The sequence below is a fragment of the Burkholderia sp. AW33-5 genome (assembly GCF_053427615.1).
This window is the reverse complement of sequence record NZ_JBSAXA010000034.1, coordinates 16012-41324: the sequence shown is the minus strand read 5'-3', so window position 1 is coordinate 41324 and position 25313 is coordinate 16012. Positions and strand designations below refer to the sequence as shown.

General features: G+C 58.2%; 22 protein-coding genes and 6 pseudogenes. 12 read left to right on the top strand and 16 right to left on the bottom strand.

Translation table 11 applies throughout. The features are described from left to right. Positions 1–351, top strand: a pseudogene (locus ACV22V_RS30475) (integrase core domain-containing protein); the annotation flags it as partial. Between the two features lie 93 nt (positions 352–444). On the opposite strand, the gene ACV22V_RS30470 reads toward ACV22V_RS30475, so the two are convergent. The 5 genes and pseudogenes from ACV22V_RS30470 to ACV22V_RS30450 all read right to left on the bottom strand — a co-directional run bounded on the left by ACV22V_RS30470 (position 445) and on the right by ACV22V_RS30450 (position 4569). Continuing rightward, positions 445–1086, bottom strand: coding sequence for a DUF1109 domain-containing protein (locus tag ACV22V_RS30470; protein WP_448016420.1), 642 nt, complete (start codon positions 1084–1086; stop codon positions 445–447). Further along, positions 1083–1628, bottom strand: a complete 546-nt coding sequence (locus ACV22V_RS30465; RefSeq protein ID WP_448016427.1) for a sigma-70 family RNA polymerase sigma factor — start codon at positions 1626–1628, stop codon at positions 1083–1085. Before ACV22V_RS30465 ends, ACV22V_RS30470 begins: the two co-directional genes overlap by 4 nt. A gap of 396 nt (positions 1629–2024) precedes the next feature. After that, positions 2025–2480 (bottom strand): annotated as a pseudogene (locus tag ACV22V_RS30460) (IS3 family transposase); the annotation flags it as partial. Positions 2481–2520: 40 nt separating this feature from the next. Continuing rightward, a complete protein-coding gene (locus tag ACV22V_RS30455) occupies positions 2521–3324 on the bottom strand; it encodes an IS5 family transposase (protein ID WP_448016426.1) in 804 nt (267 codons plus the stop codon). A 288-nt stretch (positions 3325–3612) separates the two neighbouring features. After that, positions 3613–4569, bottom strand: coding sequence for a lactonase family protein (locus ACV22V_RS30450; protein WP_448016419.1), 957 nt, complete (start codon positions 4567–4569; stop codon positions 3613–3615). Between the two features lie 420 nt (positions 4570–4989). Between ACV22V_RS30450 and ACV22V_RS30445 the strand changes: the two genes are divergently transcribed. From ACV22V_RS30445 to ACV22V_RS30430, 4 genes are read left to right on the top strand one after another with little or no spacing between them, the layout of a single operon-like run. Beyond that, a complete protein-coding gene (locus ACV22V_RS30445) occupies positions 4990–5301 on the top strand; it encodes a BufA1 family periplasmic bufferin-type metallophore (protein WP_448016418.1) in 312 nt (103 codons plus the stop codon). Positions 5302–5332: 31 nt separating this feature from the next. Beyond that, positions 5333–6256, top strand: coding sequence for an MNIO family bufferin maturase (bufB, locus tag ACV22V_RS30440; RefSeq protein ID WP_448016417.1), 924 nt, complete (start codon positions 5333–5335; stop codon positions 6254–6256). Beyond that, on the top strand, positions 6246–7025 hold the full coding sequence (locus ACV22V_RS30435; RefSeq protein ID WP_448016416.1) for an HvfC/BufC family peptide modification chaperone: 780 nt from the start codon (positions 6246–6248) through the stop codon (positions 7023–7025). Before bufB ends, ACV22V_RS30435 begins: the two co-directional genes overlap by 11 nt. 4 nt (positions 7026–7029) lie before the next feature. Beyond that, entirely contained in the window at positions 7030–7533 is a 504-nt protein-coding gene (locus ACV22V_RS30430; protein ID WP_448016415.1) for a DoxX family protein, read from the top strand. Positions 7534–7594: 61 nt separating this feature from the next. On the opposite strand, the pseudogene ACV22V_RS30425 reads toward ACV22V_RS30430, so the two are convergent. Then, positions 7595–8027 (bottom strand): annotated as a pseudogene (locus tag ACV22V_RS30425) (IS3 family transposase); the annotation flags it as partial. Between the two features lie 253 nt (positions 8028–8280). Here ACV22V_RS30425 and ACV22V_RS30420 point away from each other — a divergent pair. Together ACV22V_RS30420 and ACV22V_RS30415 are read left to right on the top strand one after the other, a co-directional pair. Further along, the gene (locus tag ACV22V_RS30420; protein WP_448016413.1) at positions 8281–8529 is read left to right on the top strand and encodes a DUF2061 domain-containing protein; all 249 of its coding nucleotides are present in this window, start codon (positions 8281–8283) and stop codon (positions 8527–8529) included. 139 nt (positions 8530–8668) lie between these two features. Then, a pseudogene (locus tag ACV22V_RS30415) lies at positions 8669–9450 on the top strand (IS3 family transposase); the annotation flags it as partial. 51 nt (positions 9451–9501) lie between these two features. Here the strand turns inward: ACV22V_RS30415 and ACV22V_RS30410 are convergent. Next, a pseudogene (locus ACV22V_RS30410) lies at positions 9502–10295 on the bottom strand (transposase); the annotation flags it as partial. Between the two features lie 72 nt (positions 10296–10367). Between ACV22V_RS30410 and ACV22V_RS30405 the strand changes: the two are divergent. The 5 genes and pseudogenes from ACV22V_RS30405 to ACV22V_RS30385 all read left to right on the top strand — a co-directional run. Continuing rightward, a pseudogene (locus ACV22V_RS30405) lies at positions 10368–10601 on the top strand (ISAs1 family transposase); the annotation flags it as partial. A gap of 188 nt (positions 10602–10789) precedes the next feature. Next, the gene (locus ACV22V_RS30400) at positions 10790–12097 is read left to right on the top strand and encodes a dicarboxylate/amino acid:cation symporter (protein WP_448016425.1); all 1308 of its coding nucleotides are present in this window, start codon (positions 10790–10792) and stop codon (positions 12095–12097) included. A 521-nt stretch (positions 12098–12618) separates the two neighbouring features. Then, positions 12619–14145, top strand: a complete 1527-nt coding sequence (locus tag ACV22V_RS30395; protein WP_448016412.1) for a catalase — start codon at positions 12619–12621, stop codon at positions 14143–14145. A 227-nt stretch (positions 14146–14372) separates the two neighbouring features. Continuing rightward, positions 14373–15035 carry a hypothetical protein gene (locus tag ACV22V_RS30390; RefSeq protein ID WP_448016411.1) on the top strand — a complete coding sequence of 221 codons (663 nt, stop codon included), beginning with the start codon at positions 14373–14375 and terminating at the stop codon, positions 15033–15035. 292 nt (positions 15036–15327) lie between these two features. Continuing rightward, complete coding sequence (locus ACV22V_RS30385; RefSeq protein ID WP_448016410.1) at positions 15328–15789, top strand: hypothetical protein; 462 nt, start codon at positions 15328–15330, stop codon at positions 15787–15789. Positions 15790–15966: 177 nt separating this feature from the next. Here ACV22V_RS30385 and ACV22V_RS30380 read toward each other — a convergent pair whose 3' ends face one another. From ACV22V_RS30380 to ACV22V_RS30340, 9 genes are all read right to left on the bottom strand, one after another. Next, complete coding sequence (locus ACV22V_RS30380; RefSeq protein ID WP_448016409.1) at positions 15967–16902, bottom strand: hypothetical protein; 936 nt, start codon at positions 16900–16902, stop codon at positions 15967–15969. A 300-nt stretch (positions 16903–17202) separates the two neighbouring features. Further along, entirely contained in the window at positions 17203–17811 is a 609-nt protein-coding gene (folE, locus tag ACV22V_RS30375) for a GTP cyclohydrolase I FolE (RefSeq protein ID WP_448016424.1), read from the bottom strand. 126 nt (positions 17812–17937) lie between these two features. Continuing rightward, positions 17938–18333 (bottom strand): TerB family tellurite resistance protein, encoded by a 396-nt coding sequence (locus tag ACV22V_RS30370; RefSeq protein ID WP_448016408.1) that lies wholly within the window; start codon positions 18331–18333, stop codon positions 17938–17940. Positions 18334–18392: 59 nt separating this feature from the next. Continuing rightward, positions 18393–19145, bottom strand: a complete 753-nt coding sequence (locus ACV22V_RS30365) for a carbonic anhydrase (RefSeq protein WP_448016407.1) — start codon at positions 19143–19145, stop codon at positions 18393–18395. Positions 19146–19273: 128 nt separating this feature from the next. Then, complete coding sequence (locus ACV22V_RS30360; RefSeq protein WP_448016405.1) at positions 19274–19513, bottom strand: hypothetical protein; 240 nt, start codon at positions 19511–19513, stop codon at positions 19274–19276. 43 nt (positions 19514–19556) lie between these two features. After that, positions 19557–20117, bottom strand: coding sequence for an SCO family protein (locus tag ACV22V_RS30355; protein WP_448016423.1), 561 nt, complete (start codon positions 20115–20117; stop codon positions 19557–19559). Positions 20118–20151: 34 nt separating this feature from the next. Then, positions 20152–20640: a hypothetical protein gene (locus tag ACV22V_RS30350; protein WP_448016404.1), complete on the bottom strand. Its 489-nt coding sequence runs from the start codon at positions 20638–20640 to the stop codon at positions 20152–20154. 5 nt (positions 20641–20645) lie between these two features. Next, the gene (locus ACV22V_RS30345) at positions 20646–23054 is read right to left on the bottom strand and encodes an RICIN domain-containing protein (RefSeq protein WP_448016422.1); all 2409 of its coding nucleotides are present in this window, start codon (positions 23052–23054) and stop codon (positions 20646–20648) included. A gap of 380 nt (positions 23055–23434) precedes the next feature. Next, a complete protein-coding gene (locus ACV22V_RS30340) occupies positions 23435–25300 on the bottom strand; it encodes an ATP-binding protein (RefSeq protein ID WP_448016402.1) in 1866 nt (621 codons plus the stop codon). Positions 25301–25313: the final 13 nt, after the last annotated feature.

Here is a 25313-nt window from a genome sequence, read left to right as displayed (position 1 = left end):
TATGAAACCGTCTCTTACTGACCTGAACGAGTTCTGGTTCCACCATGCCCCGACAGAGCGGGCAATCGACTTGCGAATCGAAGAGTGGCAGTTCGACTACAACTGGCGTCGGCCACACGGCTCACTCGGCGAAAAGACTCCGGGTGACCGCATTGCGGAGCTGGGTGAAATCACAGCTCTCGCGGAAGCGGTGGAAAGTGTGTACGACGAGCGGAAGGAGCGCATTCGGCTCACCGCGAATGGCGGGTCGACAAAATCCTCGGCGAACATCATCGGCGCGCGTCGAAACCCGTGTTCCCTACGGGCGCCACGGGTTCCGACGCGCCAAAGAAACGGCCTTCAAAAAAGTGAAATGATGTCTGCGAATCGCACACTTCACCGATCCGCGCATGACATAACGAGGCGGCAACGAACAGCTCCAATCATCCTCACTGACGTGACCACCTACCAGCGCAACAGCCTTTGTCCCACGCACGCACCGATGCCTGCGGTAATCAACATCCCGATTGCGTACCAAACGCCCCAGAATGCGGGACTCATCTCGGGACAGTGCAGGCAGTACACAAGTGTAGCGATCGAGCTCGCGAGCAAGCCTGCGACGGCACCCGCGACCCTCAGTTGCGTCGGCGCGAGCTCTCTGACCGCCCAGAACACGGCGGGAAATGTCGGCACGGAAAGCAGGAGAATATTGAACGGGCATGTGCGCCACGTTTGACCCAGCACAAGAGACCAACATTCGGCAGGTGCCGCGCCGTCGAATGCGAGCAGACCTGCAGTCCACACCGCCACGAACGGCAGTGCGATGAGCGCCCATGAATAACCGGCTCGTGCGCCCGGACGGCCGAGCCGCAATACCGCGAGTATTGCACCCACAGAGATCGCAAGAGGATAGGCAAGTTTTGCCCAGAAGATGATTGTCTGAACGACGCTGCCCAAATCGGGCCGTACGCCGAATATCAGACTCATCAAAACAATCGAGCCCGACGCGCCAAGCAGAAGCCGTGTGACGAAACAGCGCATTAGGGCGCCCCTCTCGACACGAGTCACCTGAGTCGAGAGAAGGCTAATGAGGTCGTCAGTTTTCATCGCAGGCCTTTGATTAGCGCAGCAAGCGCCTTGAGACCGCGATGCACGCCGACTTTGACGGCTGATTCCGAGAGGCCGGTGATGCGTGCCGTCTCCGTCACCGACAGACCTTCAAGCTTCATATGGACGATAGGCAGCCGTTGCTTGTCCGGCAGATGCGCGAGCAGCTTGCCGATATCATGACGTGCATGCGCAGATTCGTCATCGGTGTCCGCGAGCAGGTCGGCATGGTCGTCGAGCGGATCATTCAACGATTCGCGGCGTGCACGTGAGCGGAAAAAATCCATCAGCTTGTAGCGAGCAATCGCGTGCAACCAAGCAGTCAACGGTTCGTCCGGGCGATAAGTGTGACGCGCATTATGCACAGCGAGCAAAATTTCCTGGACGAGGTCTTCGACGTCATTTTGATACTGCGGGATGCGCTTACGTAGAAATCCACGCAGATGCCGCGTGAGTGCCTTCAGGAAGCTGCGATAAGCATCCGGATCGCCATCGAGACCGCTGTCGAATAGCGCTTTCAGGCGGATTTCCGCATCTTGCAACATGATTCCTTTATTAGTAGGACGTCGAACCGATATCCCACCCACGTTGCTTGCCGCCACAGAAGCGTGCGGAACGCCCAGGCGCGGAGTGATCGTTTCAGAATAACCGAAGTTATGGTGCGCGATTATAGCGCGGTCGTGGCTCATCGACGTCACTCGTAAACTGTACCGTCTTAGTTCGGATTTGCGCGGCTGCCGGTTACAGACCGCGAGTCGCAACGGTCCGTCGCCTCATCGCCATAACGGCCCCATATGTGTCAACAGCGAGGAAGTACCCCGATTCTAGTGTCGAGGGGTAACTATTCTCGGCTGTGTTTGCCGAGCCGCCGGTGACCTTGCCTCTGTTTCACGACTCCCATAACCGTAGCAATCAGGCCGCTTGCCCTTGCTGAGCGGTTCAGCCGTCGCCAAGTAAGTGATGTCGCTCGTCCAGACCTGATTCGGCGCGACCGGCAGACCATGATTCGAGTTCGTCGTCGCGATGTGCTTGCGCTTGTGCCGGGCACGCACGCCGTGCTGCACCATCAGCTTGCGAACGCGCTCCTTACCCACGCGTACGCCGCGCGCAACCAGTTCTTTCCACATGCGCGGCCAGCCGTATTCGCCTTTCACTTCCGTGTGAATCGCCTTGATGTGCGCCAGCAGTGCATCGTCACTCACGCGGCCGCGCTGCGGCTTGTCCTGGGCGACACGTTGGCGCTCCATCTGAAGCTGATGCCCCCAGCGGCGCAGCACGGATTCGCCAACGCCGACCGAACGACTCGCCTCGACATAGCTATAGCCCTGGTCGAGCACCAGACAGGCGGCTTGCTGCTTGAACTTCGGAGAAAACGTACGACGTTGCTTGGTCATCAGACACCTCTTCATGGCGAGCATTCTCGCCTAAGAGTCGCTAACACAAGTCATCCACGAATCTAGAGCAGATGACGGCGGCAGCCAGAGCGAGCAAAGCGGCATGAATATCGAGGCGGCGCTCGAAGCGAATCCGGAGCTTGCCGAAACCAGCAAACCAGGCATGTGTGCGCTCGACGACCCAACGATGACGCCCGAGCCGCTCACTGCTTTCGATACCACGGCGGGCAATACGGGCTTTGATACCTCGCTGTCTCAGATAACGCCGGCAGCGAGCAAAGTCATAGCCCTTGTCCGCGTGCAACTTGCTCGGACGTTTGCGGGGCTGGCCGTCAAGACCCGGTACCGCCGGAATAGCATCAAGCGTGGGCTCGAATGCCATCGAATCGTGCCGATTGGCTCCCGTGATCGTGACAGCCAGCGGGATGTCGCGTGCATCTACAACGATGTGTCGCTTCGATCCGAGCTTGCCTCGGTCCGTCTGGTTGGGGCCGGTTTCGGCCCCCCGGGGGCTGGAGACGCTGACTCCATCTAGGCTCGCACGCTCCCAATCGATCTGGTCGTGCTCTTGCAGTCGACGCAGCATCGCCAAATGCAGTCGATGCCATACGCCGGCCGCTTGGCAGTCTCGCAGACGTCGCCAGCATGTCATGCCACTGCCGAAGCCCAACTCCTGCGGAAGGTCATCCCACGGAATGCCCGTCTGCAATACATACAAAATACCGTTCAGCGCTGCGCGATCATCGACTGTGCGCCGCCGCCCACCCCTGGGCGATGGCGTGAACTCCGGAATCAGCGGCCCCAGCGCCGCCCATAATCCGTTATTGATTTTGCGTCTTGCCATGCCGTAGACGATACGGCGCCGCAGCATCATGTCCAGGTTGTGTTAGCCGCTCTAAATCAGAGTCCGGATTCATTAGATCACTACATCACCACAAAAACGGCACATTGCAATCACAAATAAAATTATTCATTTTTCAAAAAACTAAATGTTTTTATATCTCGCCATTAAAATTATAGGCTCAATGGCTTTTGATGAAATTGCGACCACTGAGCCTTCACTCGACTTAAACATCCTGCTCAACACCACAGTCACAATGGTCGGCAAGGTGTCAAAATAAAGCGTGTTTCCTCAAATCCCAGCCAGACCTTGAAGGCTGATTTTGGATTGCGTGTTCGCGGGTTGCTCACCCAACTTTGTCAGCGCCCCATTACTACCGATAGAGTAAGCGACGATCTTATCGTCGCCGGCATAATCCTGATACAGGAATTTTCCATCCGGACTGATCCAGGAATCGTTAGCGAAGGCGGAGTTCTGCCCGGAAACCGCCGGCTCGGTAGCCGCGGAGGCATTCACAAGAGACAACTTTCCTGAACTGTCTAGCGCAAACAATGAGACGCTACCACTCCCGTTTCCAACATAGACAAAGCGATTGTCAGGGGTAATCGCCAACCAACACGGTGCTTTCTGCTCGGTAACGGTCACCGGTCCGCTGAGCACAGAAAAAGCCCCGGTCGAGGACAATGAATAGGAGCTTGCCGTATCACCGGCCGCCTCCGTTACCACGAAAACAGATGCCAACGCGCCGGAGCCGAATCGTCCACCAAACGGACCGACGCCCACGGATGTGCTCGTTACCGGCGCTCCAAGTGAGCCATCCGCACTGATCGGATAGGAGATCAACATATTCAGTGGCTGCACCGGGGTGACAGTCTTGAGAAAACCGTTAACAACCACGAACTTGCCGTCGGGACTCACGGTTACCTGGGTTGGTAGCGCGTCCCGAACCGCGACCGTGTATTGACCGATCTGGGCAAGTTTGCCGTCCTGTCCGACCCGATATGCACCAAGCTGCTGCACACCCTGTTGATGAGTGACATAGAGAACACCGTTCGCGAATGCGAGCGATGTAGGACGCGTCCCACCTGTCGGCGATACAGCAAGCAACGTTAGATCTCCCGCCGCCCCGATCGAGAAAGTACTAACAGTATTGTCACCTGCGTTCGCCACAAAAAGGCGCGCGCCATCTGAAGACACGATGACACTGTTATTGCTCGTCAAAGCGTCAGGGGCCACGATGTTGCCCATGAAGTAGTTGACACCATTCGTACCGCTCCCTCCAGTCAACACATTGCCCTTTGGGACCAATGTGCCATCCGGGTTACGCGTAAAGTGGACTACTGCGTTCACCCTATCGTTAGTCTGCGCAAAGAGTTGCGCTACTGGACTTTTTATGTTATCCGAACCATCTCCGCATGCCGCGAGAAAGATCAAAGCCGTTGCGACCAATGCAAGCCGAGTTTTCATTCTTCACCTTTTCTTTGGGTTATAACCGCGTCACGCGAGGACCACCCTGCCAAGAACGCGCACGCACATAGGTATTCGTCGGGGGATCGAAACTGGTTACAGGGAACGAAAATGCCTCCCTGTAACCTGGCAACCGAACACACCGAACTAACCTGCGTATCCAAGACGGATACCATCCACCCAACCTGTTGGAGAAAGCAAATGTCGGTAAAGACTTCTGTCAGCCCCGCCCTCCTCGCTGGCGCTGTTGCAACCCTGCTGGTGTCAGTTGCTCATGCGGCGCCGCTTACGGCAGACGAAGCGAACGTAGCAATCTCGGCGCATAAGGAGAAGTGTTACGGTGTAGCGCTCAAAGGGCAAAATGACTGCGCGGCCGGTCCCGGGACAACGTGTCAGGGCACCTCGACGGTAGATTTCCAGGGCAACTCGTGGAAGTTCGTCCAGGGTGGCACGTGCGCAAGCATCCAGGTGCCGGGCGGTGGCCACGGTTCCCTCACCCCGATCAAGTCCTGATCGAATCCAAGACGAAAGGTAAGGGGCGGCCATGAGCGATTCCATCGGAGCATCGGAGGTTAGTTTGATTGGCCGTCCCAATGGTTTGGCCGTGTCCACAAGATTGCTTGCCGGGACCAGCTTCAAGCATGAACATCTGAGCACTATCCTCGCCGATGGACCGCTTGATGGGTTCTTTGAGGTTCACGCCGAGAACTATATGGGCGCGGGTGGGCCTCCGCATCGGATGCTGACAGCTCTTCGCGAAAACTATCCCATTTCGATTCACGGCGTTTGCATGTCAATTGGTGGCCCGGACCCTCTTGACGCGAACCATCTCGAGCGATTCAGGGCATTAGTGACACGATACGAACCTGCACTGGTTTCCGAGCACCTAGCGTGGTCATCCCACGGAAACAGGTTCTATAACGATCTGCTGCCATTGCCATACACGAAAGGCACGCTCAACACGGTATGCGAGCACATCCACCAGTTTCAGGAAGCAACACGGCGTCGCATCCTGATCGAAAACCCATCAACTTACGTCGCCTTTGCGTCTTCTACGATGAGCGAGACAGATTTCATTCGTGAAGTCGTGCAGCGCACGGGTTGTGGCCTGCTGCTCGACGTCAATAACGTTTTCGTTTCCGCGACGAATCATGGATACCTTGCTACTGATTACCTCGCAGACTTCCCGCTCGAACATGTTCGTGAAATTCATCTTGCTGGACATACCGAACAGCGCGACGACGAAAACGAGCCGCTGCTCATCGACAGCCACGACTGCTCCGTATCGGATACCGTCTGGGAGCTTTACAGAGCCGTAATTTCACGTGTCGGCCCGACGCCGACGCTAGTCGAGTGGGACAGCAAATTACCTGACTGGCCAGTGTTGCGCAAACAGTCTCTGACGGCCCGACAGATCATGATCGACAGTGTCACGATCGCTCTCGAGGACTCTCAGCATGAGATCTGAGAACCGTGTGGACGATTATGCATCGGCTTTTGTTCGGGGTTTGATCAATCCCATGATCGCTGCTGCAGACGACGTGACCGCAGGCTCAGGAAAAGCAACCGGAAACCGTTATAACGTTTACCGCAATAACGTCACCGTTAGTCTGATTGATGCACTCGCGGCCATCTACCCCGCCGTCCAACGTATCACTGGCGTCGAGTTCTTTCGGGCCATGGCACGTTTTTACGTGCGCGAGACGCCACCGTCCTCTCCTTTGCTGTTTGAGTATGGACGGGACTTCCCAACTTTCATCGAATCCTACGAGTTCGCGCGACCAATGCCATGGTTGGCAGATACGGCTCGAATTGAACGAGCGTGGTTGGATGCATACCATGCAGCTGACACTCCGGCGCTCTCGGCTGCAACACTCACTGGTATCGACGCGGCGTCCCTGATGAAGATTCGTTTCATCCCTCATCCTGCAGCCCGGGTCATCAGGTCGAACTACCCGGCTGTCGCAATATTTGCGATGAATAAAGCTGACGAACCGGTCACTCCGCTCAGTTCGAGCGAGCCAGAGGACGCCCTTATCACTCGACCGCAACATGAAGTTATCGTGTCGCGTCTTCCAGCCGGCGCAACCACTTTCCTGACATGTCTTATTGAAGGCGTATCGCTCGGGGAGGCGGTCACCACCACGTTCAAAGAAAACTCTTCATTTGATCTTCCGGCCAACTTGACCGGAATGATCACAGCCGGCGTCTTTACCGCCGTTCGCCACGGAGACTAACGAAATGTCGGATCATCAAAGTGCCAGCTTGCGTTCGACTGATGCAACCGAAACGCCAACTTACAGGGCCATGCGACAGATCGAGAAGCTCACACAATCGTGGCTTGCGCCACTCGCGCTGCGTGTGGCGCTCGCTGTACCTTTCTGGAAGTCCGGAATGCTTAAGTGGCATGGATTCCTCCAGCTAAATGAAACAGCAATTGAACTGTTCACGGATGAATTCCGGCTACATCTCCCGGGCGGCCCCTATCATTTCCCTGATCCTGCCATCTTTGCATTCTTGTCGGGATGCGGTGAAGTTCTATTTCCTGTGATGCTTGTGCTTGGAATCGGAACAAGGTTTTCAGCAATTGGCCTGCTTCTGATGACAAGTATCATCGAATTGACTGTACCCGACGGTTGGCCAATTCATCTTACCTGGGTCGCAATGGCCTTAGCTATAGCAGCCTGGGGGCCCGGTTTGATCTCCATTGATTTTCTGCTTGCAAAGCGTTCCTCTAAATATTGAATTCCAAGCCGAACTAAGGTTTGGCCTTGCCCCTGTTTCACGAATCCCATAACCGAGGCAATCAGGCCGCTTGCCCTTGCTGAGCGGCGGCCCAGTTCTTCTCGAACACCATGGGGCTGACTTGGTTCAATGTCGAATGGAGCCGACGAGTATTGTAGAAGCCGAGCCAGTCGATGACTTCGTCCATCGCCGCACATCGCGTCGCCAAGTGCCGGCCGTGCAGCCGCGCCACCTTCAGCGAACCCCATAGGCTTTCGGTTGGCGCATTATCCCAACAATCGCCGAGTCGACTCATCGACGAACGCATGCCGCACGCCTTGAGCGTGTCCTGGAAGAACCCGCTGCAATACTGGCTGCCACGGTCGCTATGCACAATCACGCGGCGTCGGGACCATGCCATGCGCAACGCATCCGTGACCAGTTCGGCCTTCATATGCGGCTGCATCGACCAAGCCCGCGACCTGCCGGCTAAACAGGTCGATAACGACGGCCAGGTCAACGCATGCATGCATGCACGCTCGATCGATCGACATGCCCTTTACGGTACGCGGGATGGCGCTGGGGTTTCTCAACATTTCTGTCCGATCGACCTTCGATTCACACACGGGCAGGACTCGTCGATACGGCAGATGCCGAGGCGATCGCCGCGCGCCTCGACGCCTCACTATGGTTGAATTAGGAACGATCAATTGGCGCCGGAAAATGCGAAAGCTTAGCATTTTCATAATACCTTTGAGGGAGCGTATCATGCACCGAATTCATACCGCCACGCGTCAGAACTTGCCAGCATTGATGAAAACCGGAAGCTACTATGTCATCCACATCTGCGTGGCGGCGATGGTCGCCTTCGCCATCACGGGCAATCTCGTCGCATCGTTGACCCTGAGCCTGCTCGAGCCGACAGTTCAGGCCGTGGTGTTCTTTTTCCATGAAAAGGCCTGGGAGCGGGCCCTGCGTCGACGGCGTCCTGCCCGCGCCCAATATGGCGCCGGCTAAACCATCTGCCTGGACCCGGTCGTCCGACGATGGTCCCGTCATGTCGCCTGGCCCCGTTTTGATCCGCTTTAGGAATCCTGGACCGATCCGAGCGTGAGTTTTGAGGCAAACTTGACCCTGAGCCAGGAGGTGGTTTGTCATGAAACGGAAACGCTTTTCGATCGAACAGATTGTGGCGGTGCTGAAGCAAGCCGAGCTGTGCATGCCAGTGGCCGATGTGATCCGGCAGGTCGGTATTTCGGAACAGACGTTCTATCGGTGGAAGAAGCAATATGCCGGAATGCAGTCAGATCAGGGGCGCGAACTCAAGCAACCGCAGGAGGAGAACGCGCGGCTCAAGAAGCTGGTTGCCGAACTGAGCCCGGACAAGGCCATTTTGCAGGACGTTGCATCAAAAAAGTGGCCCGGCCCGCGCTGAGGCGAGACGTGGTGGATTATGTGGTGAGCCACTACGGATTGACGACGAGGCGGGCCTGTCGACTCGTGAAGCAACCGCGCAGCGTTCAGTACTACCGAAGCATCAAAGATCCCCGCCCGGAGCTTCGGTCGCGGATGCGCGAGATTGCCCATACGAGGGTGCGCTACGGCTATCGACGCGTCCACGTGCTGTTGCGCCGGGAAGGCTGGCAGTTAGGCCGGAACCAGGCATATCGGCTGTATTGCGAAGAGCAGTTGCAGTTGCGCTCGAAGTTGCCGAAGCGACGAAAGATGGTGGTGACGCGTGTGGCGAAGATCGTGCCCGTCAGGCCAAACGACGCTTGGAGTATGGATTTTGTGGCTGACCAGCTTGCTGATGGCTCGAAATTTCGCACTTTGACGATCGTGGATGTGTTCACGAAGGAGGCGTTGGTGATCGAAGTCGGGCAACGCTTGAAAGGCAAACACGTGGTGTCAGCATTGAACCGAATCGCCGCTCGCCGTGTGCGCGGCCCCGTTTTACCTTGCGTTGCACATTCCGCTTGCATTTAGAACGTTGTCCGACCGAACAAACGCGGGCTTGCCGTACAGCCGCATGAGTCGTGATAGCGTCAAGATCACGTCCTGCGACCGCAGGCTGGCGCCGACCTCGATCGCCGGGCACTCGCGGGTGTATTCATCGATCACGCATAGCATCTTCAACGCCCGGCCATCCACCAGTTGATCGTGCACAAAGTCATAGCTCCAAACCGAATTGGGCTGCGTGGCGCCTGGCAGGCGTATGTCGTTGCCGCAACGACGTCGGCGAGGACGCCGCCGTGGAATGTTGAGCCGCAGGGCTCGCCACATTCGCCGCACGCGCGATTCGCTCAACGCCAGCCAGGCCGACATCCGGCGATAGCCGAAGCGCGGCACCTCTTGCGCGGCCGCCATCAGCCTCTCGCCCAAACTCCGATCCTTCTCCGGTTGCTTGAGCATATAGGTCGCCACTCGGCGGCTCAGTCCCGGGTAGCGACATGCCTTGCGTTGCGAGAGCCCCCGCCGAGTCAGGACTTCCAGCGCTTCGCGCCGGCCCGTCGGGGTGATCATTTTTTTCGGCTGAACTCCTTCAGGCCGTCGATGACAAGCATCTGCTCGGCGATCAGGCGCTTGAGCCGATCGTTCTCCGATTCCAACTCCTTGAGCCAACGCGCGTCAGCCACGTCCATCCCGCCGAACTTGTTGCGCCAACGATAGAACGTCCGTTCCGAAATGTTGTGGCGCTTGCATAGATCCTTCACCGGCTCATCCCGGCTCTCGGCCTCGCGCAAGATGCGGATGATCTGCTCGTCGGTAAATCGCTTCTTCATCGAGTTCTCCTTGCCTCTAGGATAAAAGAGAACTCACTTGCCGAATGGCCACAAGAAACGTCTCAGGTCAACGCCGTGCGCTCACACTGGCGGATCGAGAACTCGATGCACTGGGTGCTCGACGTAGCGTTCGGCGAAGATCAAGGCAGGGTGCGAGTCGAACATGCGGCGCAAAACTTTGCAATTCTGCGCCGCATCACGATGAACCTGCTGCGCAAGGACACGCAAACCAAGGCAGGCCTCAAAATCCGCCGGCTCAAGGCCGCCACCAGCGACAGCTATCGCGCTCAACACCTTGGCTTGTAGGCCCCTTCATGCGATTGCCCTGCTTCTGGTTAGGATAATTAATTATTGTTCAGATTTTTGCGTTGTCGATCCCTTATATTCGGCCCACCGATCGATGTCGGCATCCATGAAGTCGAGCGATCTCGTGGCGCGATATGGATCTGCCACACCTGACGTTCCTGTTTGCGCACCGTATACAGAATTCCGACATGCACAAAAAAGTTCCCGCAGCAATGTGGATCTTGATCGCGATGATGATCGGCGTCATCGCCGGCCACGTGATTCATTCGGAACTACCGGACAGACAGGCCGCAGTGGCGCTTGCCGGGCACATCTCGCTCGTTTCGGACATTTTCCTGCGCCTGATCAAGATGGTAGTCTGCCCGCTTGTATTTTCCACGCTCGTGGTCGGCATAGCGCACATGGGAGATACCTCCACCGTGGGGCGCGTTTTTGCAAAGGCATTCACGTGGTTTTTCGTCGCATCACTCGTGTCGTTGCTCTTGGGACTGTTGATGGCAAACGTACTCCGGCCCGGCGAGAACCTCGGCTTACCTCTGCCTGATATCGGTTCCTCGGCAAACCTCGCGACATCCAAGTTCACACTAAAAGACTTCGTCAGTCACCTGGTTCCGAAATCGTTCGTGGAGGCAATGGCCAATAACGAGATCCTGCAGATCGTCGTTTTTTCGATGTTCTTCGGTGTCGCGCTCGCGGCGCTCGGGGAAAATGGCAGGACACTCGTTGCCGCGATTGATCAATTGTCACACGCGATGCTCAAGCTAACGAGCTACGTGATGAAGCTGGCTCCGGTTGCAGTGATGGCGGCAATGGCCGCAACCGTGGCGGTCAATGGTGTCCCGATCCTGTTTCAGTTCGTGATATTCATGCGCGACTTCTACATCAGCCTGCTCCTTCTGTGGATCGTGCTGATCGGCGCGGGACTAATGGTTCTCGGGCCACGTGTGTTCAGGCTGCTAGCGTTGATCAAGGAGGCATTCATGCTGTCGTTCGCGACCGCGAGCTCCGAAGCTGCGTATCCGAAGATCCTCGACGCGCTCGAACGGTTCGGTGTGCGCCGCAGGATTTCCAGCTTCGTGATGCCGATGGGGTATTCATTCAATCTCGACGGCTCGATGATGTATTGCACGTTCGCGACGCCCTTCATTGCACAGGCATACGGCGTTCACCTGTCGCTTGGCACGCAGGTCACAATGCTGCTGATACTGATGCTGACGTCGAAGGGAATGGCCGGGGTGCCGCGCGCGTCCCTGGTCGTCATCGCGGCGACGCTTCATCAATTCAATATTCCTGAAGCCGGCTTGTTGCTGATTCTCGGTATCGACACGTTTCTTGACATGGGGCGGTCGGCGACCAATGCCGTAGGTAACTCGATCGCCAGCGCGGTGGTCGCGAAATGGGAGGGCGACCTGCTGCCCGAAGGCGAGTTCGACGCGAACGCCGAGCGACCCGATGCGAGGCTCGAGACGCCGCCAGTAAAACCCGCCTACGATTGACACCGGGAAACGCGCGCCGAGCCTCGCGCAAGAAATCCAGACGAATCACGCACGCCTGGCTCGACGGCGGTGCTTCCAACCGTTATGTGGCACCGCGAGATAACCGGTGCGCGGCCCCCCTGCCTGAACAGGTGCCCCATCAATCCCATGCACACCGGCATGAGTGAAGGCACGCTCCGTTTCAACATCGCTCACGCCCGCCCCTCCCTATCGACAAGATTGGAAAATCCAATTTCTTTCAACATCCCAATCCCATCTAGAATTTCTATGTAAACCATAACGAAGCAATATTCATTGACATCAAGGAGGTTGATCAATTTTTCTTCGACGATTCACCCGCCCCGTCCGCCAATCGGATTTCGACGCGGGCACCGCGCCATGGCATCGGATCAAAACGTCATAGGTGAACTTTCCAGGACTACATTCTCGCTCCCCGTCTCGGGATACAAATCCGACCGTGTTCGACTTGAGCACGCACCCGACACTTCCACATCATTGATGAAACAAAGAGAGAAATCACGATGAATTTCAAACATTCCGCTCGATATGTAATCCTTACTTCATTGCTTGGAGCGTTGAACACTGCCGGCGCCTCGACGATGACGCGGGACAACGGTGCACCGATCGGCGACAATCAGAATTCGCAGACGGCTGGCTCCAATGGCCCAGTATTGTTGCAGGATACGAATCTGATCCAGAAGCTTCAGCGTTTCGATCGCGAACGCATTCCGGAGCGCGTCGTCCATGCCCGCGGCACAGGAGCCTACGGAATGTTCGTCGCGACTCGCGACATCTCGGATCTGACGCGTGCCAAGGTATTCGTTCCGGGCACGGAAACGCCAGTGTTCGTGCGTTTCTCGAGCGTTATCCATGGCGGGACATCGCCCGAAACGTTGCGCGACCCGCGCGGCTTCGCAACCAAGTTCTATACCACCGACGGAAACTGGGATCTGGTCGGCAACAATCTCCCCGTCTTCTTCATTCGCGACGCGATCAAGTTTCCGGATATGGTGCATTCCCTGAAACCTGCGCCCGATACGAACATCCAGGATCCCAACCGCTTCTTCGACTTTTTTTCCCACCAGCCCGAATCGACACATATGCTGACGCGCGTGTACTCCGATTACGGTACGCCGGCCAGCTACCGGGAAATCGACGGCCATAGCGTCCATGCCTACAAGTTCGTCAACGAGCAACGACAGGTCCATTACGTCAAATTCCACTGGAAAAGCCTGCAGGGCGAGAAGACGCTGACGGCCGACCAGGCAACCGCGATTCAGGGAAAAGACTTTAACCATATGACGCGGGATCTGATCGAGCACATCTCCACTCGACAGTTCCCGAAGTGGGATCTGTATGTGCAGGTACTGTCTCCCGAACAACTCGCGTCATTCGATTTCGATCCGCTCGACGCAACCAAAGTCTGGCCGGATGTACCAGAAATCAAGGTCGGAACGATGACGCTGAATCGCAATCCGGGGAATGTATTCCAGGAAACCGAGCAGTCGGCGTTCGCACCGTCGAATCTCGTGCCCGGAATCGAGCCGTCGGAAGATCGTTTGCTTCAGGGGCGCCTGTTCGCCTACGCGGACACACAATTGCATCGCGTCGGCACAAACGCACTCCAGCTTCCGGTCAATCGACCGCGCGTGGCCGTCACCAACGGCTCCCAGGACGGCGCCATGAACGGCGGCGCCCGAAGCGGTTCCGTCAATTATGAGCCGAGCGGTCACAGCGATATCTCGGCAGATGCCCGATACAAGTACAGCGAACTGCCGTTGTCGGGGGCCACACGGCAAGCGCCGCTCGCGAAGCCGCAGAACTTCACGCAGGCCGGCGCGTTCTATCGCTCCCTGACGCCCGACCAGCGCCAACACCTGATAAGCAACCTTGCGGGTGACCTCGGCCAGGTAAGGGACGAACAGGTGAAATATACGATGCTGTCATATTTTCAGAAGGCCGATCCGGAATACGGCCGCAAGCTCGCGCTCGCAGTGAAGGCGGACCCGGCACGGGTCGCAACGCTTGCCGCGAAGCTGCCCGGCTGACCTGTTTCAGGTCAACCCGAATACCGCATCCAGTTTTCCAGGATGCCTCAACCATGCCGCATCGAATCGATCAGCCTTTTCTCACTGCAAACCCGAGTGATTTAATTAAACACTGCAAAATAACATAACACATTAAAACTAATTAATCATCCTAACAATTGTTCATTTTTTAAACAAAGCAAGTCAAATACAATTGAAACTCCATCAACCATAGAGGGATCCGTGACATGAAATCTTCCAGAAAATCGAATTCGCGCACCCGTCGCCCCGGTTCATCGCTTGGATTTTGTGCAGCGGTAGTGTGCGCTGTTTCGATGGCTGTATCCGCAGGCGTAAGCGCACAGACGTGGCAATCGACGAGCCGGCCGTATCGTGTAGTCAGCGAGTGGGCGGTATCCAGTCAGGCCCCGACAAATACGCCAGCCAATGGCCTTCCGTCCACGCTGCGCGTGTCGGTAGCCGATCCTCAACAGAATGCGCAGACGACTGTCACCTTGGGTGCAGGCGGCCAGCCCGATGCGACGCTTGTCTCGCAGCCTGACCAGACATATCGAGGCAAGCTTGCGACTGGCGAGGATGTCATCGTCGCGACGGATCCGGTCTACGGACTCTACATCGACGTCAATCGCGGACAATGGACACGCAGTTACTACCGCGCCAACAATATCGTCGGCCTGAATCCGCCCCCTGCCAACACCGCCTCCCTCACGCTGGCGAACGAACTGGCGACTGCGAATGTCGTTTCGAAATCGGTGAACTGCTGGGATTCGCAAAGAAATCAGGACACGTATTTCCTGAACCTGGTCGACGACACAAACGTCTTCATCAGCGGAAAGGACTGGACGCAATTTATCGCGCTGCATCCGAATATCGCCAAGCAGGCTTGCTGATCGCGACCCGCTAGTCAATCGGCACGCCGTGAGAAACGGCGCCTATCGTACCGAGGGCAAATCGCTCACGATGCCGATCGGCGCCCCACCTCTCGGAGCGTCACGTCGGGTCGGCCGCTGCCGGTCGGCCCGTCCAGCGGGCAAGAAGGCTGAAAATTTCACGAACCTGTTGGCCGGATGCCCGAGGAGCCCGGATTACGCCGGGTATGAAACGGGAGCTACAAGCGATTCATCCCTCCCGCCGCAATACGTGCGTCGTCCGATCCGAATCGGAATGCCATGAGTGAATTCGATGGAGAAATTACAGAGCACAAGGCAAGAAATGCGCAAGACGTTGCAGTTGGCGTCATGCCTCATCCAACTCATGTCGGACGGGCGTCCGCGAACCAAGAGAGAAATCTGCGAGGCACTGGGCCTGACCAGCGGCAGAGCGCGGAGCGCGCTGGAGCGCCTCGTTGCTTCCAATGACGTTCAGATCTGTCGTTCGCTGCCAGCGAATTGTCCTTATGTCTACACGTTGGGAACAGGATCTGAAGAAGGCGCCGACACTCGGCAATCCCATCGCCGCAGACGCGGCGGCGATTCCGCGGCACCTCGCGTATCCGAATTGGAACGTGAAGCCGCGCTCGATCGCCGTCACCGCGCCGACGGGAAATGGTGGCCGGCGGCCGACCCCGTCGTGACCGCCGCGATGTTCGCGCTGGCACGCGAGTCCGTCACGCGCCCGGCCGCGCCTAAACGGGAGCGAAACTGAGGACGAAACCCGGCATCAGGCCGCTGTTTCGGCGACTCGGCCGACTTCGGGGGACAGCGGCTGACACCGCACCCTGCACCGACAAGCCGGTCAATGCCGCGAGCCGGTCAATGCCGCGATGAGCCGATTCGGCGCACGCGACGTACGCAGGGTCAGTGACAGGCTCGGCGGGAAGGCTTACGGCGTTACCCAGGGGCCGTAAGTAATCGTCGTGCTATCGTCGGCGGCCCACGTCTTGTACAGGACCTTCGAGCAGTTCACGCTTTCGATGCGAGGCTTCAGTGTCGTCTTGACCGAATTCGCGTACATTGCCAACGGCCATACGCGAGCCGCAAAGTTGCCGATCTGCGAGCATGGTGCGTTATCCGTACCTTCCGCCCACATGATCGGCACGTCCAGGGACGCAACGACACCGGTGAGGCCAAAACTCCCAAGGTCTGTCAGCACCCCTGTCGTCTCGTCGCGTACCGTCCCGGTCACGGCATAGCCGCCCGGCATATTGGCTACGCGCTGGATGGATGCCAGCAATTCATAGGTATGTCCCTGAGTGAAGACATATGGAATCGAGCACGAAAATCCTGCCCCGCCATCGGCACCGGGATTGCACGTCGGCGAGTTGGACACGCCGCCACCGCCAAACAGGCTGATTCTCGCCTCACCTTTGTAGTTCTGCTTGATGTTTGGCATGTTGATGCCAAAGTAAAACGTATGAGCCACGCTGTTCAGATCGCGCACGACTCCCTGGACCGCGACGTATCGGGTCTCGGGGAGAGAGGCATCCGGTTCGAATCGCAGGAAATTTATCTGCCACTGGATGGCATCGTATCCCCTGCCGGATACTCCGTCAGGTAACGGGAAATCGATATTCAACATGTTTCCCGTCGAATCCCCGGTCGAGACGAGCGCGCCTTTCATGCGCTCTTGCAGGATTGCCTGCGACGTCCAGACCGGAATGTTCTGCCGACTGGTCGCATCGATGATCGAGACGTAATTCTTGCTCAAATATGGATTCGGGGAGGCCGGTACCGGGTTGCCGTCTCCGGCGCAGGCTGAACCGGCCAGCGACATCACAAACAGAAAAATGGAAGACGTTGTCAGGATTCTATTTTTCATCACGTTCCCCTTGCCCCTATCGATAAATCGGTCAAGCCGACATTATTATTCGTGCACGCATCCATCGAGTTTCGCCGCCTCAGGCAGGGCCGCGCAGGCCCAGAGAGGGAACGCGGCGGAACGCAGATTCCCCCTGGTTCCATGCATGCAGCAACGCCCTGAGTATAGGCATGCACATCGCGACGAAAAACTGAACTTTTCTCACGGAACTGCATTCGGCCGACCTGCACCGGTCGGCGCATGATGCAATGTCGAGTCAAGTCACACTGCGAAACGCCGTCACTCACCACCCGCAGGTCTTTAGCGACCAATGCTCCGTAGAAATTCGTTACGTACCTGGATGTCACTGTCGAATTCGCCTGCGTAGCTTTGCGTGATGACACGCTCGTCGCCGCGGCGATTCTCCCCCATCAGCAGACACAGCTGCTCCGCCTCGATCAGACACGCCGCACCCCGTGCTCGTCCATGCGTCACGAGGGCCGTCGGGATCTGGCTCGTGATCCATTCCTGATAGGTATAGCGATGGCTGATTGCATCGATCATTCGAGCGATACGCCCGAAGCCATGCAGGCGGCCGCCCGGCAGATACGCGACATGGGCAACTCCGCGAAACGGCAGCAGATGATGAGGACAAACGCCATGCACCGCGATGCTGTGGACGATCACCATGTCTTCGCGGGGATCCTCGAAGCCCGCACCGAGCGCCTCCGCCGGATCGACATCGTAGCCGTCAAGCAGGCGCCTCTGCCAAAGCTCGCGCACGCGTTGCGCGGTACGCCCCGTGTGTCCGCTGTCAATCTCGATGCCGCTCGCCTCAAGCAAGCCCCGGACAGCCGTCTCGAATGCCACGGGATCGAACTGCCGGATGCGTCTGATCTCCGCAGGAATCCGATCGTGCGCATCGCCCATGGTCTCGTCTTCGATTTGATCCATATCGTCTCGTATTCGTAACAGCCACGCTCGAATTTCGATCGTGGCGGCGGCTCGCCCCGCCTTCATCGCCCGACGATAACCACGTCAGCCGTCGGGGTGCATTCAATGAACGCCGGCGTCATCCAGATGCCACTGCTTCAGGATCGCGGCAAGCACGACAATCTCTCCATCCGCCAAGTGATCGTCCGCCGTCACGACCGCCGAGCAAATCCGCAGCAACTTTCTGCGCAACGAAGGTGAATCAATTTCCCCGACGATGGCTGCGCGCGTCGCCGCATCCACGCCACCGATCGACATCGGATAGGGCGCGAGGCTACGGTCCTCACAAAACGTCCTGATCACCGCGAGAAACTCGCCCTGCGTCAATCCGAGCTCACGCGCAACGTCGAGCCGCTCGAGCATCTGATCTTCGGCACTGCAATTGTGGCCGTCCGCGGTCAACACCATGGCCACGATTCTCGCAGCGGCTTGCGGGCTGTTTTTTTTGTAATTTCGCATAATTTAATTAATCCGGTCTTGTGTAACTGGCAAGCATCACGCACCACGTGCGTTTCCGGTCAAGTGAGAAACTCCACCTTTCCGCTGTCCAACCGGTATATACCACCAACGACTTTCAGCGTACCGGCTCTCTCTGCATTTCGAATGATCTCCGACTCGGCGCGGAGATTCGCCACATTACGGCGAACATTTTGCTCGATTACCGTCCCAAGCAGGTTTTCGGTTCCGGTTTTGACCTGTTGCACCGCCGGCAGGATCGCATCCGCGATCGCTTGAATCTTTCCCGGAAAAGTCGCCGCCTGCTTTGCAGCCTTGATTGCGGCATCCACCGCGCCGCATTTGTCGTGTCCGAGGACCACTATCACCGGCACCTCCAGTACCGCAACCGCATACTCGAGACTTCCAAGCACGTCGTCGTTGACGAAATTTCCCGCAACGCGCGTCACGAACAGGTCGCCGCGCCCGCTATCGAACGCATATTCCGGCGCCACGCGCGAATCGGCGCACCCCAATATAGCCGCATAGGGATTTTGCCCTTCGTTGAGCGCCTTCCGTTCATACGCAAAATCATGACGACGCGTCACGCCCGATACATATCTCGCGTTTCCTTCCATCAGGCGCCTGATCGAATCGTCCGGCGACAACTCGTTCTGCGGCTTTGGCGGCGATGCCTCCGCGCTTGCCGCGACCGCAAACCCATGGGGCAGCGCACTTGCGACCAAGCTCGCAAATGCCACGCCGCTAGTCTTGCGGAGAAACGATCGACGGCGCCCTCCCGCCACTTCCGCCGCGCATTTTTTCGAATCGCACATCAGTAATTCTCCAGTATTCCTGCCATCATGAATCGCTACATTCCGGCTCATGCCATCCAGTCTCATGGCGCCCGCGCAAAGAGACATCAAGCGAGGCAACGCCGATATTTCCGAACCGGCGCAGCGTCTTACTTCCAGCCTTCCGGCATGGATTGCCGTCCGTCGGCGGGAAACGAATCGCTTCGTGTACCGTGACTTGGCGGCGCCACTTTCGTAACCGGCGCCGCTTCCATCGGATTTCCCGCTTCCTGAATCTCGAAGCTCCGTTCGGATGACGAATTATCTTCGTCGTGTGTAATGTAATACGTCGATGCAACAGCGATCGCGGCAATCGCGACGGCCAGCAGAGCAATTCGAAGTCGTGTCATGTAATGTATGTGAAATCTGCGTGTTCAATGACCGGACTGGATTTCAATGCGATGCAAAGTATCGCAGCGCGTCATAGACCGACGCGGGTGTCGGAAGCCGACTGGTTTTCCATATCAGCTCCATCGACCGGTTTGATACGAATACCTGGTCGACATGGCTGTCCGAGGTGTTTCGCGGATCGCTGTAAAGACGTTTGAGCGAATCGATTTCCCGGCTTTCCGGAACGACAGCCAACCACCCGGGCTTCGCGTCGAACCGTCTCAGCCAGGTGGCCAGCGCAACCGGCGAATCGTTGGCGGGGTCGATGCTGATCGACAGCAACTGCGCGTCAGCGATCGGCGACTGCGCCAACTGCGCCTGAAGCTCACGGAAAATCGCGCCCTGAAGCGGACACGTGGAACTGCAGCCCGTAAAAACGAACTGGATCGCCGTCACTTTTCCTCGCAGCACGTTGCGAAGCTGCCGCCTGGTGCCGTCCGCAAGCGATACTGCGGTGTCCGGCACGGTATCGGGCGGTTCGATCAGCCCCCAGGGATTGTGGGGAATCTCGCGCGATTCCTCGGCAAACGCGGGCAAGCAAAGGTAAGCGGCGCTGGCAAGCAAAAAGCGGCGGCGCAACGGGCACGGCACATTCATTTCAACGTACTTCCCTTGTCAGATAGTTCCAGAGATCCGCGCACTCCTCGTCGCTTGCGTCGAAGCGCGGCATTTCCGACCTCAACGTCACATAGGCCGGATCGATTCCCGTGCGCAACGTCGCACAGAACGTGTCGCGCGAATAAGCGGACGGCGGACCGCCGCGCCGCCGCTGCGGCGCGAGCAGCGTCGATGCGTCGAGCCGCGGCGCAAACACGCCGGCTTGCGTCGATTGCGCATGGCAGTTGATGCAACGGCTCGCGGTCGACGGGAGTAATTCCGCGTGGCCCTCAAGTCGGCCGCGCATCGCGTCGCCACCGCCGAAGAGACGAGCGCCTCGCGCGACACTTGCGTCAACTGCCGCAGTCGGCGACGCGAAAACCAGGTTGCCCTGAAAGGCCAGCGCGACAAGAAGAAGCGCGCGCGCGATGCGACGACGAGCCGGTTCAGTCGTGCTCGCCGCCGATTTCACACGCGCTCCCTTTTCCATTGCGATCAGGCGCCGATCTGAATAGTCTTCGAGACACTCGGAACGCCGTTCGCGTTCATCGCGAACAGCATGTAGTTCCCGGGTATCGCAATACCTGAATCCGACGGAATCGAGAGCGAATAGGAATAATCGCCGCCCCGTGAAACCAGTTTCGCTACGAGCGGAATACGGCGCTGGTCCGTATTGATCGAGTGCGTAGCCGCCGACATCCGCACCAACGCGAAGCTGCGAATCGGCATATCCGTCGAGACTGCAATCGTCGATCCGTAGGCCGCGCTCACGGGCGAAGTCTTGATCGTCGGCCGGGTCGCATTAGTGCCATCCGCGTTGAGCAGATAGGGCGGCGTCAGAATCTGCACGTTGGGATGGTTCGTGCTGCAACTGCTTCCGCAAAGCCCGCCGCCGGACGACATGACGCGACCGTCGGGAAGCAGCAGCGCTTCGCTGTGGTAATTGCGGGGCACACTCATCGGCGCGAGACGCGTGAACGCCTCGGTCGTCGGGTCCCAAAGCTCCGGCACGAGCACCGACTGATCGTCCGTGAACGGCACGGGAACAGCCTGACCGCCGATCGCGATGACTTGTCCGTTCGGCAGCACGACACTGTTCAGGAAGCCCCGGCTGTACGCGAGCGGCTGAACCTTGCGCACGACGGGGGCGACCGCGGGTCCGGCCGAAATGTCTATCACATAGGCGTTCGCCTTCGCCACGCCGCCGTCGTACGCCGGCGCACCGCCCAGCGTCAGCAGCTTACCGATGTCGTACATCACGGCATTGCCGTTGATCGAGAATCCGTCGTCTCCGCGCAGGCCAGCGGACACGACTTGTCCCGCCCCCTTCGTGTCGATCCAGCGCATCGTGGCGTCCGGACCTGCATAGAAGACCCAGCGATTCTGCGCCGCCACGAGCCACATGTGATTGTCGCCGCGATAGGCTCCCGCAGGGTCCGGGCCAATGATGTCCGGGACGTTCGACAGAATCGACCAGCCGGCTCCGGGTGTCCAGACCTCACCATATTTGTCGCCCAGCCGGAAGTTGGGCGTGGCGATATTCCACGAACCGCCTAGGGTGAAGACCGAGCCATCGGACATCGTCGTGCTCGCCTCGTACCCGCGCGGAATGTTCATCAAGCTGGACGCATTCCAGGCATGGGCAACCGGATCGTAGATGCTGGTCTTTCTGCTGGAAACGCCGCCGTTGACGAATACCTTCCCGCTGGGGAGCAGGTTGAGGCCCGGGCAGAACATGTTGTGGCCCAGGCTCGTCAGCACTGCGTCGGACGCCTTTTGCGCGATCGGATCGAACACCGTTGTAACGGTGTTGCCGTCGACACCGCCGTTGCCACCGGCATAGTCCGGCAAATCCGCCGACCACATCAGGATTCTCCCGTCCGGCAGGTGCGCGGCAGCCGTCGGCACGAGCGGCAGCGGGATCGTGCCGCCCCAAGACGACGGCAGCGTTCGATTGACGCGCCACACGGTGTTCGCCCCAGCACCTCCGCCGCACCGATACTGAACCAGGTTTGCCTGTGCGGCTGTCGATGCATTCTGGACGACAATGCAGTGCCCGCTGACGGCGGAAACGAATTGCCAATAACCATTCGCATATCCGTTCGTCCCATTGACGACTCCGGCCGGGCGTATCGCCCAAAGTTGACTGTTACCACCATCGCACCGTTGACTTTCGATCGCTGCGCCCTCGCTCGACGACCCTTGTCGCACGCCGAGGCAGAGATCCTTCGATGCCGAGCGGATCTTGTAACCGTTGATGGTGGGGCGGATTCGCCATTGCTGGCTCGCGGCATTGCCACAGACATTCTGGGTCGCTTGCGTACCCGCATCGCCGGAATCGATGCAAAGATTGCTGTTCATGCCGATCAGTGAGCCGGTTACTTCAGGGGGCGCCGATACGTGCAAGGTCTGCGATGCGCTGTCGCTGCAGCGATCCTGAATCATCGATGCGTCGGACGACGATCCACCCGCGCTTGCGCAAAGCGCATCGTGCACGGACACGAGCTTGTATCCTGCGCCGGAAGGCGTGACGTCCCACTGCTGGTTCAAGCCGTTGTTGCATGTGTACTGCACGAGTTGTGCGCCCGGGCTTGTTGATGCATCCCGAATCGTCAGGCATTGCTGGCTGTTCTTGGCAACGACCTGATAATGCTGGCCGTTCTTGACCAACGACCACTGCTGGCTCGCCGTGTCGTTGCATTCGCCAGCGTTGACGCTGGCAAGCGGCGCCACGGATGCCCCGCTCACTCCGACGCATAACCTGGTTCCGTTGATCACGATCGACATGACGCCGTATGGCGTCGATTGCGCCGTTGCCTGCGCATGCGCGAACTGGACCGTGAACAGCAGCAGTCCGAGTGCCAACAATCTCAATACTCCCAATCCCTTCCGCATCTCACCCATAGCGCCTTCCACCCGTAAACGATTTTTATTAAATAGGCCGGCCACATGATTCCCCGCCTCGATTCCAGAAGAAATCGAAGCAATCTTCTCCAATACATGAGATCTCATGCGCAATCTGATTATTTGAGACGTCGCCGCGGCCACTCGCACCACGCTCACGAGTACACCTCAACCGGCCGCATCGGAGTTTATTCTCGGCAAGTTCGTTGAATATGATTTTTTCTGAATGGTCATCATTGATTTGCAAATCTTCAAAAAGACATTCATTCTCAATGAAAACTTTCCTTTTATCGACCACCAATTAGTAATTCCATGATTTTTCAGTTCGGAAAATTACATTGGATGCATTTAGATGAAATGCGGCGAGCATCGACGCTTCGTTACGCCACCAGCGAAGCCAGCCCCCCGACCTCGCATGCTGGCAACGTAACCCGGAAATCCGATCCGGCGTCGAGCGAGCTCGAGACCTTTACCGTACCGCCAAGTTGGGTCACGGCGATGCGCACGTAAGCCAGCCCGAGGCCGGTGCCCGCCACGTTCCCTCCGGTCGCCGACGACGCCCGGTAGAACGGGCGAAACAGTTTCGACAGGTCGTCATCGGCGATGCCCACGCCCCAGTCCCGAACCGAAACGGTCCAGCAGTCGCCGTAGCTGACGAGACGAATTCGCACCTCGCCTCCGTCGAAGCTGAACTTGACGGCGTTATGAATCAGATTGCTGAAGATCCGGAAGATCGTCAGGCGGGCCCCGCTCACCCACGCTTCCACGGCTGGCGCATCGAACACGACCTTGACGTCGCGACATCGAGCACACGCCCATGCGTCGTCAGTGACTTCCGTCAGTATGTCGACGATGTTGACAGGCTGAAACTCGCGAGATTCGACGCGGTTTTGCAGGCGTGCCAGCTGTAGATATTCGTCGACCAGCGACAGCGCGTGCCGGGCCTGGCGTGCAATGTACTGGCGTGCATTCCCGTCGGCAGCCATGCCCGCCTCCGAGCCGGGGCCCTCCGTCAACGTAATGATGGCAGCGATCGGCGCGCGCACGTCGTGCGAAATGAAGTTCAACGCATCCTCGCGCTCTCTTTCGAGGAGGATATTCTCCGCCTCGGTGGCCCGCAGCCGATGTGGCACCTTGCGCAGTCGAACTATTTCGTCGCGCTCGTCCGGCTCGTCGGAACCTGTCGACGCGAAAGCCGCCGATACCTCCTCGACGGGTTCGATCACCTTGCGCCGAAATGCACGGATCAGCATCAGTTCGAGCGTGAGCGCCGATACCGAGAATCCGGTGACCCATCCGGCCGACAGCCAGGCGCTATCGATACTCTCCTCGATGCGCCGTTCCGCGACCTGCAGCGTCGTGTTGCGCAACGCGACGATCGGGTTCATCGCAGGCACGTATTCGTTCACGAATTCGAACATGGTGATCGGGTATGGCCGATGTTCCCTGCTTGCGTCACGGATCTGCGCTACAAGCTGCTGGGCGCGATCCAGATACTCATGCCGCACGGCGTCCATGCCGTGCTGCAATTCGGCGATGGTCGTGCCGTCGGTCGCATGAATCTGGAGCAGGTCATAAAGTTCCAGGATGCGACCGGTATTACGCTCCATCGCCTCGTCCTGGTCGCGTGTCAACGGGACGCCGTGCGCGACGGCGGGCCCCAGATTCGAACCGAGCCGGCCGGCATATTCCCGGAGTTCCGACAGCAGGCGGGCGCCCGCGATCTGATACGAAATCTCCGGCACCCGCATGAGCAACGGCGTCTGGATCCTGGAAAGCGCCGGCTGCAGGATGTCCACCAGTTCGAACATCTGTCGCAACACTTCCGCCATCGCTTGCGCTTCACGCTTCGAGGCAGGCATCGCAACCAACTCGTCAACACGATGGCGCGCAATGGCGAGGCGTGTGTCGAGTTCGATAACCGTCGACCGGTCAAGATCGCGGGCAGGCAACGCCGTCAAAAACGCCGAGATTGCCTCGTCGGTCCGTTGCCGAGCCGCGGCGAGGGAACGCACGGCTTGATCCCGATTTGGCGAAGCGATGTCGAGCACACTGTTCACCGGTCCACGCTCGCGCGATACCATTTCGGCGACGACCAGTGCCCGCCGGTAGGTCGCGAGCAGATCGAGCGCCGAACGCTTGTCGGAAAGGAGGGTCCATTCCCGCGCAATCGCAATCAATGATGCACAGAGGGTGATGAGAATGACCCCCAATGCGAGAATCCAGAATTGTCGACCGATACGCATGATTGACACTGGT